This window comes from Miniimonas sp. S16 (assembly GCF_057748195.1).
Genome location: NZ_CM173242.1, coordinates 13,195 through 25,259 on the forward strand (window position 1 = coordinate 13,195; position 12,065 = coordinate 25,259).

A 12,065-nucleotide genomic window follows, 5' to 3' on the forward strand; every position below is an offset into this window, starting at 1 on the left:
ATGAGACCGGTGACCGACCTGCAGCGCACCGTCGCCCCCTTCGAGGTGGTGTCGGAGTACACGCCGTCCGGCGACCAGCCGACCGCGATCGCCGACCTCACCCAGCGCCTCAAGGCGGGCGAGAAGGACATCGTGCTGCTCGGCGCCACCGGAACGGGCAAGTCGGCCACCACCGCATGGCTGGTGGAGCAGGTGCAGCGGCCCACGCTCGTGATGGCGCCGAACAAGACCCTCGCGGCGCAGCTCGCCACCGAGTTCCGTGAGCTCCTGCCGAACAACGCCGTCGAGTACTTCGTCTCGTACTACGACTACTACCAGCCCGAGGCGTACGTGCCGTCCTCGGACACGTACATCGAGAAGGACTCCTCCATCAACGAGGAGGTCGAGCGGCTGCGTCACTCGGCGACGAACTCGCTGCTCACCCGGCGCGACGTCATCGTCGTGGCGTCGGTCTCGTGCATCTACGGCCTCGGCACCCCCCAGGAGTACGTGGACCGGATGGTGCCGCTGCGCCTCGGGGACACGATCGACCGGGACGACCTGCTGCGCCGCTTCGTCGCGATGCAGTACACCCGCAACGACGCCTCGTTCCAGCGCGGCACGTTCCGCGTGCGCGGGGACACCGTGGAGATCATCCCGGTCTACGAGGAGCTCGCGATCCGCATCGAGCTGTTCGGGGACGAGGTCGAGTCGCTCGCGACGCTGCACCCGCTCACGGGCGACGTCGTGCGCCAGGAGTCGGAGATCTTCCTCTTCCCGGCGACCCACTACGTGGCCGGGCCGGAGCGCATGGAGCGCGCGATCGGCAGCATCGAGGCCGAGCTCGAGGAACGGCTGGCCGAGCTCGAGCGGGGTGGCCGGCTGCTCGAGGCGCAGCGCCTGCGGATGCGCACCACGTACGACATCGAGATGATGCGCCAGATCGGGACGTGCAGCGGCATCGAGAACTACTCGCGGCACATCGACGGACGCGAGGCCGGCACCGCCCCGAACACGCTGCTCGACTACTTCCCCGAGGACTTCCTCCTCGTCATCGACGAGTCGCACCAGACCGTGCCGCAGATCGGGGCGATGTTCGAGGGTGACATGAGCCGCAAGCGCACGCTCGTCGAGCACGGTTTCCGGCTGCCGAGCGCGATGGACAACCGGCCGCTGCGGTGGGAGGAGTTCCTCGAGCGCATCGGCCAGACCGTCTACCTCTCGGCCACACCCGGGGCCTACGAGCTCGGCCAGTCCGACGGCGTGGTCGAGCAGGTCATCCGGCCCACCGGCCTCGTGGACCCCGAGGTCGTCGTCAAGCCCACCAAGGGCCAGATCGACGACCTGCTGGGGGAGATCCGGGAGCGCTCGGAGAAGGACGAGCGCGTGCTCGTCACCACGCTCACCAAGAAGATGGCCGAGGACCTCACGGACTACCTGCTCGAGCGGGGGGTCAAGGTGGCCTACCTGCACTCCGAGGTCGACACGCTGCGGCGGATCGAGCTGCTCCGCGAGCTGCGCACTGGAGTGCACGACGTGCTCGTCGGCATCAACCTGCTCCGCGAGGGCCTCGACCTGCCGGAGGTCTCGCTCGTGGCGATCCTCGACGCGGACAAGGAGGGGTTCCTGCGCTCGGGCACCTCGCTCATCCAGACGATCGGGCGCGCGGCGCGCAACGTGTCGGGCCAGGTGCACATGTACGCCGACAAGATCACCCCGTCGATGGCGCTGGCGATCGAGGAGACGAACCGTCGCCGCGAGAAGCAGGTCGCCTACAACCTCGAGCACGGCATCGACCCCGAGCCGCTGCGCAAGCGCATCATCGACATCACCGACCAGCTCGCCCGGGAGGACGTCGACACGAAGGAGCTGCTCGCGGGCGGCTACCGGCAGGCGGGCGGCAAGAAGGGTGGCGGCCACGGACTGGGCGGCGGGGCCAAGGGATCTGCGGCGCGCGACCGGCTCGCGGGCGCCGCGGCGTCCGACCTCGCGCAGCTCATCCAGGACCTCACCGACCAGATGCACGCCGCGGCCGCCGAGCTGCAGTTCGAGGTGGCAGCGCGGCTGCGGGACGAGATCTCCGACCTCAAGAAGGAGCTGCGGCAGATGGTCGCGGCGACGGCCTGAGGCCGTCCCCGCGGGCCGTCGCGGCGCCGCCGCCGACCACCGCCTGAGATGTGGCGTCCGTCACGCGGACGAGCGGGGAACCGGCGCGACGCCGTCGGGCGTGCGACGTCGCCGAGCCGCATGAGCAGTCCGCCCGGCGCCACCGGCGTGCTCGGTTGGTGACACGAGCGCACGTCGTCACCTAGAGTCGCCCCCGAAGGGGAGTACTCCTCAATCGACGGCATCGTCACCACGGCACCCGGCGCAGGGTTCCCGGTGTCGTCGGGCACCCGGCCGGTGGCCGGTGGCCGGAGAAGACCTTCGGTCCCTCAGCAACGGCACCGAAGGGTTCCCATGGACGTCTCCGTCTGGATCTGGGTCGGCACGCTCGCCGGCATCGTGGCGATGCTCGCCGTCGACCTCTTCGGGCACGTGCGCAAGCCGCACGCCCCCACGCTGCGCGAGGCGGCGATCTGGTCCGGCGCCTACGTGGCCATCGCGCTGCTCTTCGGCCTCTTCGTGCTCTGGATGTGGGGCAGCGGCTTCGCCGCGGAGTACTACGCCGGATACATCACCGAGAAGTCGCTCTCGGTCGACAACCTCTTCGTGTTCGTCCTCATCATGGCCGCGTTCGCGGTCCCGCGGGAGAACCAGCAGAAGGTGCTGTTCGTCGGCATCATCCTCGCGCTCGTGCTGCGCACCGTCTTCATCCTCATCGGCGCCGAGATCGTCAACAACTGGGCCGCGATCTTCTACCTGTTCGGCGCCTTCCTCATCTGGACGGCGTTCGCGCAGCTGCGGCACACCGAGGAGACCGACGAGAAGAGGGAGACCTGGCTCGTCCGGACGGTGCGGCGGGTGGTGCCGGTCACGGAGGGCTTCCACGGCGACCGTGTGTGGGTGCGGCACGAGGGTCGCTGGCACATCACGCCGATGCTGCTCGTGATGATCGCGATCGGCTCGGCGGACATCCTGTTCGCGATCGACTCGATCCCCGCCATCTTCGGCCTCACCCAGGAGGTCTACCTGATCTTCGCGGCGAATGCGTTCTCGCTGCTGGGTCTGCGCCAGCTGTTCTTCCTCATCGACGGGCTGCTCGACAAGCTCGTCTACCTCAACTACGGCCTCGCCGCGATCCTCGCGTTCATCGGCGTCAAGCTCGTCATCCACGCGCTGCACGAGAACGAGGTGCCGTTCATCAACGGCGGTGAGCACGTCGACGTGATCCCCGAGGTGAGCATCGGGTTCTCGCTCACGTTCATCGTCTCGGTCCTCGTCATCACGACGGTCGCGAGCCTCGTGAAGACCCGTCGGGACGAGCGTGCGCTCGAGGCGGCCGGCGCCGGCACGACCGGGTCGGACACGACGCCCGGGTCGGGCAGCGGCGCGTCGGGCGAGGAGCGGTGACGCAGCTCCCGGGCTGGTTCGAGGTCACGTCGCTCGTCGTCATCCTGGCGATCCTCGTCGTCGACCTGGCCGTCATCGGGCGCCGCCCGCACGTGCCGACCTTCACGGAGAGCGCGCGCTGGGTGGGCGTGTACGTCGGACTCGCGCTCGTGTTCGCGGGCCTCGTGTGGGTGGTCGGCGGGCCGGCGCCGGCGGGGGAGTTCGTCGCGGGCTGGCTCACGGAGTACTCCCTGAGCCTGGACAACCTCTTCGTGTTCGCGCTCATCCTCGGGTCGTTCGCGGTACCACGCGCGCTGCAGCAGGGCGCGCTCATGATCGGCATCCTCATCGCGCTGGTGCTGCGCGCCGCGCTGATCCTCGCCGGCGCCGCGATCATCGACCGCTTCACCGCGGTCTTCTACCTCTTCGGCGCGATCCTCGTGGTGACGGCCGTCTCCATGCTGCGCGCCGACGACGTCGAGGAGTACCGGGAGAACCTCACGATCCGGCTCGTGCGCCGCGTGATGCCGGTGTCCACGGAGTTCGACGGCCGCCGGCTGGTCACGCGGATCGACGGGCGCAAGCTCCTCACCCCGATGGCGCTCGTGATCCTCTCGCTCGGCACGACGGACCTGCTGTTCGCGCTCGACTCGATCCCCGCGATCTTCGGGCTCACGACCGACCCGTTCATCGTGTTCACCACGAACATCTTCGCGCTCATGGGTCTGCGCCAGCTCTACTTCATGCTCGGCGGGCTCATGGAGCGGCTCGCCTACCTCAAGTACGGGCTCGCCGCGGTGCTCGCGTTCATCGGCGTCAAGCTCGTGCTCGAGGCACTGCACACCAACCGGCTGCCGTTCATCAACCACGGCGAGCCCGTCGGGTGGGCGCCCGAGATCGCCACGTGGGTGTCCCTCGTGGTGATCGCGGGCTGCCTCGGGGTGGCGGGGCTGGTCAGCGTCCTCAAGCCGCCGCGGCAGGACGCCCCGGCCTGACGGCTCGCGGCGCTCGCGCTACACGAGGTGCGCGAACACGCCGATCACGGGTGACCACGGGCGCACCCGCACGTCGGCGAGGAGCCCGGCCGCCGCGAACGGGTCACCCGTCAGCAGGTCGCGCGCCGCGGCGTCGTCCGCGGCGACGACTACGAGCAGCGCGCTCGCGCCGCCCTCGAACGGCCCGGAGGCGAGCAGCGCGCCCGTCTCGTGCAGGGCGCGCAGGAACGCGCGGTGCTCGGGCCGGACCGCGTCGCGCTCGGCGGCGCGGTTGTCGTAGGTGTACTCGACGGCGAACACGGGCATGGGGACCTCCTGGGCGGCACGCTGCGGTGCGGATCGGGTGCGGATCGGTGCGGTTCAGAGCGCCGCGGGACCCAACCTAGCGCCGCCCGCCCACCGGCCCGTCGAACAGATGTGCGACGTGTCAGTGGTCGGACTTACCATGGATGCGTGAATCTCATCGTCTCCGGCGCGCGCGAGCACAACCTGCGGAACGTCTCGATCGACCTCCCGCGTGAGCGCCTGATCGTCTTCACCGGCCTGTCCGGATCCGGCAAGTCCTCCCTGGCGTTCGACACGATCTTCGCCGAGGGGCAGCGGCGCTACGTGGAGTCGCTGTCCTCGTACGCGCGTCAGTTCCTCGGTCAGATGGACAAGCCGGACGTCGACTTCATCGAGGGCCTGTCGCCCGCGGTGTCGATCGACCAGAAGTCGACGAACCGGAACCCGCGCTCGACCGTGGGCACGATCACCGAGGTCTACGACTACCTGCGACTCCTGTTCGCCCGGGCGGGCACGCAGTTCTGCCCCGTGTGCGGCGAGCGCGTCACGTCGCAGTCCCCGCAGCAGATCGTGGACCGGCTGCTCGAGCTCGACGAGGGCACCCGCTTCCAGGTGCTCGCACCCGTCATCCGCGGACGCAAGGGCGAGTACGCCGACCTCTTCCGCGAGCTCCAGGGGCAGGGCTTCGCCCGTGCCCGGGTGGACGGCGAGGTCGTCGCGCTGACCGACCCGCCCGTCCTGGAGAAGAAGCTCAAGCACTCGATCGAGGTCGTCGTCGACCGCCTCGTCGTGCGCCCGAACGCGAAACAGCGCATCACGGACTCGGTCGAGACGGCGCTGCGGCTGGCGGAGGGCCTGCTCGTCGTCGAGCTCGTCGACCTGCCGGCCGACGACCCCGAGCGCGAGCGGAGGTTCTCCGAGAAGCGGGCCTGCCCGAACGACCACCCGCTCGCGCTCGAGGAGATCGAGCCGCGGACTTTCTCGTTCAACGCGCCCTACGGTGCGTGTCCCGAGTGCACCGGCCTGGGCACCCGCCTCGAGGTGGACCCCGAGCTCGTGGTGCCGGACGAGGAGCTCACGCTCGCCCAGGGCGCGGTGGCACCGTGGGCGCAGGTGTCGGCGGACTACTTCACGCGTCAGCTCGAGGCGCTCGGCGCCCAGCTCGGGTTCGGCGTCGACGTGCCGTGGCGCGCCCTGCCCGACCGCGCGAAGAAGGCGATCCTGTACGGCCAGGACCACGAGGTGCACGTGCGCTACCGCAACCGGTGGGGGCGCGAGCGGCAGTACTCCTCGGGCTTCGAGGGGGCGATCACGTTCGTCCAGCGCCGCCACGCCGAGACCGAGTCGGACTGGTCGAAGGAGCGGTACGAGGGCTTCATGCGCGAGGTCGCCTGCCCGGTGTGCCAGGGTGCGCGGCTCAAGCCCGAGGTCCTGGCGGTGAAGGTCGACGGGCACTCGATCGCGGACGTCTGCGACCTCGCCGTGGACGAGGCCAAGGCGTTCCTCGACCGCGTGCAGCTCGGACCGCGCGAGCAGGTCGTCGCCGGCGCCGTGCTCAAGGAGATCCACGCCCGCCTGCAGTTCCTGCTCGACGTCGGGCTGGACTACCTCACGCTGTCCCGGCCGTCCGCGACGCTCTCGGGCGGTGAGGCGCAGCGGATCCGGCTCGCGACCCAGATCGGCTCCGGTCTCGTCGGCGTGCTCTACGTGCTGGACGAGCCGAGCATCGGCCTGCACCAGCGGGACAACCGTCGCCTCATCGAGACGCTCGTGCGGCTGCGGGACCTGGGCAACACGCTCATCGTCGTCGAGCACGACGAGGACACGATCCGGACCGCGGACTGGGTCGTCGACATCGGGCCGGGTGCGGGGGAGCACGGCGGCCGCGTGGTGCACTCCGGCGACTACGCGGGGCTGCTCAGCAACGAGGAGTCGCTCACCGGTGCCTACCTGTCCGGCCGGCGCTCCATCCCCGTGCCCACCGTGCGCCGTCCGCGCACGAAGGGCAAGGAGATCACGGTGGTCGGCGCCCGCGAGAACAACCTCAAGAACCTCACGGTGTCCTTCCCGGTGGGGCTGCTCGTCGCCATCACGGGCGTGTCCGGCTCCGGGAAGTCCACCCTGGTCAACTCGATCCTGCACACGGTGCTGGCGAACGAGCTGAACGGCGCGCGCCGCGTCCCTGGCCGCCACAAGCGCGTCACCGGGCTCGAGCACGTCGACAAGGTCGTGCACGTGGACCAGGGCCCGATCGGGCGCACCCCGCGGTCCAACCCGGCGACCTACACCGGCGTCTGGGACCACGTGCGCCGGCTGTTCGCCGAGACCACCGAGGCGAAGGTCCGCGGCTACGCGCCGGGCCGGTTCTCGTTCAACGTCAAGGGTGGTCGGTGCGAGGCGTGCGCCGGCGACGGCACGCTGAAGATCGAGATGAACTTCCTGCCCGACGTGTACGTCCAGTGCGAGGTCTGCCACGGCGCGCGGTACAACCGCGAGACGCTCGAGGTGCACTTCAAGGGCAAGACCGTCGCGGACGTGCTCGACATGCCGATCGCGGAGGCGGCGGACTTCTTCGCCGCGGTGCCCGCGATCGCCCGCCACCTCAACACGCTCGTGGACGTGGGCCTCGGCTACGTGCGCCTCGGCCAGAGCGCGACCACGCTCTCGGGCGGCGAGGCGCAGCGCGTCAAGCTGGCCTCGGAGCTGCAGAAGCGGTCCAGCGGACGCACGGTCTACGTGCTCGACGAGCCCACCACGGGCCTGCACTTCGAGGACGTGCGTCGTCTGCTCGAGGTGCTCCAGGGCCTGGCCGACAAGGGGAACACCGTGCTCGTCATCGAGCACAACCTCGACGTCATCCGCGCGGCCGACTGGGTCATCGACATGGGTCCGGAGGGCGGGTCCGGCGGCGGCACGCTCGTGGCCGAGGGCACCCCGGAGGACGTCGCCCGCGTGCCGGAGAGCCACACCGGCGCCTTCCTGCTGGACCTCCTGCCCGACGGCGAACGCGCGCGGGCGAGCGCGTGAGCCGCCCGGCATGACCAACCCCGCGAGTTACCGGCCCCGGCCCGGCGAGATCCCCGACGCCCCCGGCGTCTACCGGTTCAGCGACCCCTCGGGCCGGGTCATCTACGTCGGCAAGGCGAAGAGCCTGCGGTCCCGCCTGGCGAACTACTTCGCGGACCTGTCCACGCTGCACCCGCGCACGGCCACGATGGTGACCACCGCGAACCGGGTGGAGTGGACGGTGGTGGGCACGGAGGTCGAGGCGCTGAGCCTCGAGTACTCGTGGATCAAGGAGTTCGACCCGCGGTTCAACGTCAAATACCGCGACGACAAGTCCTACCCCTACCTCGCCGTCACGATGGGGGAGGAGATCCCGCGGGTCCAGGTGATGCGCGGCGCCAAGCGGGCCGGCACGCGCTACTTCGGGCCGTACTCGCACGCGTGGGCGATCCGCGAGACCGTCGACCTGCTGCTGCGCGTCTTCCCGATCCGCAGCTGCAGCGCGGGCGTCTTCCGACGCGCCGCGTCGTCGGGGCGGCCGTGCCTGCTCGGGTACATCGACAAGTGCAGCGCCCCGTGCGTCGGGTCGATCTCGCCGGAGGACCACCGGGCTCTGGCCGAGGACTTCTGCGCCTTCATGGCGGGGGAGACGGCGACGTTCGTGCGCCGGCTCGAGCGGGAGATGGCCTCGGCCGCCGCCGAGCTGGACTTCGAGCGCGCCGCGCGGCTGCGTGACGACCTCGGTGCGCTGCGGCGCGTCGTGGAGAAGAACGCCGTCGTGCTCTCCGACGGGACGGACGCCGACGTGTTCGCCCTCGCGGGCGACGAGCTCGAGGTCTCCGTGCAGGTGTTCCACGTGCGCGGGGGTCGCGTGCGCGGCCAGCGCGGCTGGGTGTCGGAGCGGGTGGAGGACCTCGACGACGCCGCGCTCGTGGAGCGCCTGCTCCTGCAGGTCTACGGCGAGGGTGGGGCGGACGTGCCGCGCGAGGTGCTCGTCCCCGCACTGCCGGAGGACGCGCCCGAGCTCGCGGAGTGGCTGGCGCGCTCGCGCGGCGCCAAGGTGTCGCTGCGCGTCCCGGCCCGCGGCGACAAGCGCGCTCTCGCCGAGACCGTGCGCACGAACGCCGAGGGCGCCCTCGCGCTGCACAAGACGCGCCGGGCCGGCGACCTCACGGCGCGCTCGCGCGCCCTGGCCGACCTGGAGCGCGAGCTCGACCTGCCCACCTCGCCGTTGCGCATCGAGTGCTTCGACATCTCGACCACGCAGGGCTCCCACCAGGTCGGCTCGATGGTCGTGTTCGAGGACGGCGTGCCCCGCAAGAGCGCCTACCGGCACTTCGTCGTGCGCGGCGCGGACGGCACGGGCGCCCGGGACGACACCGAGGCGATGCACGAGGTCATCTCGCGCCGGTTCAAGCGGCTCGCCGCGGAGCGAGCGGCCGGGATCGGCGGCAGCGACGCGGTGGACGAGGACGGCATCCCGCTGTCGGGGGCCGTCGACCCCACCACGGGGCGACCGGCGCGGTTCGCGTACGCCCCGCAGCTGCTCGTGGTCGACGGCGGGCCGCCGCAGGTCGCGGCCGCGCAGCGCGCGCTGGACGAGCTCGGCGTCGATGACGTCGCGCTCGTCGGGCTCGCGAAGCGGCTCGAGGAGGTCTGGCTGCCGGGGGAGGAGTTCCCCGTCGTGCTGCCCCGCACGAGCGAGGGCCTCTACCTGCTGCAGCGCGTCCGCGACGAGGCGCACCGGTTCGCCATCACGCACCACCGCAAACGGCGCTCGACGGCGATGACGCGGTCCGTGCTCGACGACGTCCCTGGTCTCGGGCCGGCCAGGCAGCGCGCGCTGCTCGCCGCGTTCCGCTCGGTGCGCGCGCTCGCCGCCGCGACGCCGGACGAGATCGCCGCGGTGCCCGGCATCGGCCCGACACTGGCGCAGGTCGTGCACGAGGCGCTCACCCGACCGGGCGCACCCGCGCTCGACGCGGAAGCTCCGGCGCTCGACGCGGAAGCACCGGCGCTCGACGCAGGCGCACCAGCCGCGACGGAGGCCGTGGGTGACGAGGCAGTGGGGGACGAGGCAGCGAAGCCGAGAGCAGCCGCGGCCCCGCCGCGCGCGGAGGCTGGCATCCTGGAACCATGACGCAGCCCCGTGCCGACGACCCGCGCGACGCGGCCGGTCCGCCGTCGTCCCTTGACGCGAGCGACCCGAGCGCCGCCACCCCGGCGCCGGGCGACCCGCAGGCGCCGCCCACTGTCCCGACCGGGATCCCGCTGCTCGAGGTGAGCACGGCGTCGCCGGTCGCGCAGCGCAGCGAGGTGCTGCTGATCACGGGGATGTCGGGAGCCGGCCGGACGCGCGCGGCCGCGGTGCTCGAGGACCTCGACTGGTACGTCGTGGACAACCTCCCGCCGCGGCTGCTGGCGCCGCTGGTGGGGATGATGTCCCCGACCGGGGGTGTCCGCCTGCTCGCGGCGGTCGTGGACGCGCGCGGCAAGGAGTTCTTCAGCGAGCTCTCCGCCGTCATCGACGCGTTCCGCGCGCAGGGCATCGAGTACCGCATCGTCTTCCTCGACACGGACGACGCGACGCTGGTGCGGCGGTTCGAGTCGGTCCGTCGACCGCACCCGCTGCAGGGCGAGGGGCGGATCCTCGACGGGATCGCCGCCGAGCGCGCCCTCACCGACCACCTGCGCCGGCGTGCCGACGTCTACCTCGACACGAGCACGCTCACGGTCCACCAGCTCGCCGCGCAGGTGCGTTCCGTGGTCGCGGGGGAGGGCGAGCGCCCGATCCAGGTGAGCATCGTGTCCTTCGGGTTCAAGTACGGCCTCCCGCTCGACGCCGACCACGTCGTCGACGTGCGGTTCCTCGCCAACCCGTACTGGGTCACCGAGCTGCGCCACCTCACCGGCCAGGACGCCCCGGTCGCGAACTACGTGCTCGAGCTGCCCGGTGCGCAGGAGTTCATCGAGGGGTACGCCAACCTGCTGGAGCCCGTCCTCACCGGCTACCTCAGCGAGCAGAAGCACTACCTGACGATCGCCGTCGGTTGCACGGGCGGCAAGCACCGCTCGGTGGCGATGTCGATCCGCCTCGGCGAGCTGCTGCGCGCCCGGGGACTCTCCGTCCGCACCCTGCACCGCGACCTCGGGCGGGAGTGAGCGCGATGGTGGCTCTGGACCCCCTGCGGCTCGACCCGCAGCGCCTCGTCGCGCTCGGCGGCGGTCACGGGCTCGCCGCGTCGCTGCTCGCGCTGCGGCACCTCACGCCCGAGCTCACGGCCGTCGTCACGGTCGCCGACGACGGCGGCTCCTCGGGCCGGCTGCGCGGCGAGATGGGCATCCTCCCGCCCGGCGACCTGCGGATGGCGCTCGCCGCGCTGTGCGACGACACCCCCCGCGGCCGCGCGTGGCACGACCTGCTCCAGCACCGGTTCACCTCCCGCGGGGAGCTCGACGCGCACTCGCTCGGCAACCTCGTCCTCGCCGGTGCGTGGGCGCAGACGGGTTCCGTGGTGGCCGGCCTCGACCTGCTCGCCGACCTCGTCGGCGCTCGAGGGCGGGTCCTCCCGATGGCGGCGGAGCCGCTCGTCATCGAGGCGGACGTCGTGCGCACCGGGCAGCCCGACCTCGTGGTCCGCGGCCAGAGCCGGGTCGCGGTGACGAGCGGCCGCGTCTCGCGCGTACGCCTCCTGCCCGAGGATCCCGCGATGTGCCCCGAGACGCTCGCGGCGATCCGGGCCGCGGACTGGGTCGTGCTCGGTCCCGGCTCCTGGTACACCTCGGTCCTGCCGCACCTCCAGGTCGCGCCGCTGCGCGCCGCGCTGCACGACGCCGCCCACCTCGCCCTCACGCTCAACCTGCAGCAGCAGGAGGGGGAGACGGACGGCTTCACGGCGGCCGACCACGTGCGCGTCCTGCGCGATGTCGACCCCGACCTGCGGCTCGACGTCGTGATCGCGGACCCGGCGTGGGTCGACGACGTCACGGCGCTCGAGCAGGTCGCCGACGAGCTCGGCGCACGGCTCTTGCTGCGCCAGGTCCGCGCCGACGACGGCACGCCGCGGCACGACCCGATGCGCCTCGCCGCGGCCTACCGCGACGCGTTCGCCGGCACGTGGGGTGACGTCGGACCGGAGGCGGAGGCCCGGCTCGGCAGCGATCCCGCGCGAGCGAGAGCTGCCGGGGCGAGCGCCGTCACGGGCGCGGGCGCGAGCCCCGCCGCGCCCGTCCACGCGCACCCCGGCTCACCCGCCCGGGACCGGGGCTGAGGCCCGTGCGCACGGTGGTGACCCGCGCGCCCGGCTC

At 71.8% G+C, this 12,065-nt stretch carries 8 protein-coding genes; 7 read left to right on the forward strand and 1 reads right to left on the reverse strand.

The window, feature by feature from the left end; all coding sequences use genetic code 11:
* The 3 genes from uvrB to AC3AQ1_RS00075 all read left to right on the forward strand — a co-directional run bounded on the left by uvrB (position 1) and on the right by AC3AQ1_RS00075 (position 4,466).
* The gene (gene uvrB / locus AC3AQ1_RS00065) at positions 1–2,106 is read left to right on the forward strand and encodes an excinuclease ABC subunit UvrB (RefSeq protein ID WP_108717318.1); all 2,106 of its coding nucleotides are present in this window, start codon (positions 1–3) and stop codon (positions 2,104–2,106) included.
* A gap of 333 nt (positions 2,107–2,439) precedes the next feature.
* Positions 2,440–3,492 carry a TerC family protein gene (locus AC3AQ1_RS00070; protein ID WP_108717319.1) on the forward strand — a complete coding sequence of 351 codons (1,053 nt, stop codon included), beginning with the start codon at positions 2,440–2,442 and terminating at the stop codon, positions 3,490–3,492.
* On the forward strand, positions 3,489–4,466 hold the full coding sequence (locus AC3AQ1_RS00075; protein WP_108717320.1) for a TerC/Alx family metal homeostasis membrane protein: 978 nt from the start codon (positions 3,489–3,491) through the stop codon (positions 4,464–4,466). The genes AC3AQ1_RS00070 and AC3AQ1_RS00075 overlap by 4 nt, the downstream gene beginning before the upstream one ends.
* 18 nt (positions 4,467–4,484) lie before the next feature.
* Here the strand turns inward: AC3AQ1_RS00075 and AC3AQ1_RS00080 are convergent, their stop codons facing one another.
* Positions 4,485–4,772: a YciI family protein gene (locus AC3AQ1_RS00080; RefSeq protein WP_108717321.1), complete on the reverse strand. Its 288-nt coding sequence runs from the start codon at positions 4,770–4,772 to the stop codon at positions 4,485–4,487.
* A 111-nt stretch (positions 4,773–4,883) separates the two neighbouring features.
* On the opposite strand from AC3AQ1_RS00080, the gene uvrA reads away from it, so the two are divergent.
* The 4 genes from uvrA to AC3AQ1_RS00100 are packed head-to-tail and all read left to right on the forward strand — an operon-like array spanning position 4,884 to position 12,028.
* On the forward strand, positions 4,884–7,778 hold the full coding sequence (gene uvrA / locus AC3AQ1_RS00085; protein WP_108717322.1) for an excinuclease ABC subunit UvrA: 2,895 nt from the start codon (positions 4,884–4,886) through the stop codon (positions 7,776–7,778).
* Positions 7,779–7,788: 10 nt separating this feature from the next.
* On the forward strand, positions 7,789–9,897 hold the full coding sequence (gene uvrC, locus AC3AQ1_RS00090) for an excinuclease ABC subunit UvrC (protein ID WP_108717323.1): 2,109 nt from the start codon (positions 7,789–7,791) through the stop codon (positions 9,895–9,897).
* Positions 9,894–10,919, forward strand: coding sequence for an RNase adapter RapZ (gene rapZ, locus AC3AQ1_RS00095; protein WP_108717324.1), 1,026 nt, complete (start codon positions 9,894–9,896; stop codon positions 10,917–10,919). The genes uvrC and rapZ overlap by 4 nt, the downstream gene beginning before the upstream one ends.
* A gap of 5 nt (positions 10,920–10,924) precedes the next feature.
* Positions 10,925–12,028: a gluconeogenesis factor YvcK family protein gene (locus AC3AQ1_RS00100; RefSeq protein ID WP_108717325.1), complete on the forward strand. Its 1,104-nt coding sequence runs from the start codon at positions 10,925–10,927 to the stop codon at positions 12,026–12,028.
* Positions 12,029–12,065: the final 37 nt, after the last annotated feature.

Coding starts and splice junctions, on each gene's coding strand:
- rapZ (WP_108717324.1), top strand. CDS start 9,894: ATGACGCAGCCCCGTGCCGACGACCCGCGCGACGCGGCCGGTCCGCCG.
- uvrC (WP_108717323.1), top strand. CDS start 7,789: ATGACCAACCCCGCGAGTTACCGGCCCCGGCCCGGCGAGATCCCCGAC.
- AC3AQ1_RS00070 (WP_108717319.1), top strand. CDS start 2,440: ATGGACGTCTCCGTCTGGATCTGGGTCGGCACGCTCGCCGGCATCGTG.
- AC3AQ1_RS00100 (WP_108717325.1), top strand. CDS start 10,925: ATGGTGGCTCTGGACCCCCTGCGGCTCGACCCGCAGCGCCTCGTCGCG.
- uvrB (WP_108717318.1), top strand. CDS start 1: ATGAGACCGGTGACCGACCTGCAGCGCACCGTCGCCCCCTTCGAGGTG.
- AC3AQ1_RS00080 (WP_108717321.1), bottom strand. CDS start 4,772: ATGCCCGTGTTCGCCGTCGAGTACACCTACGACAACCGCGCCGCCGAG.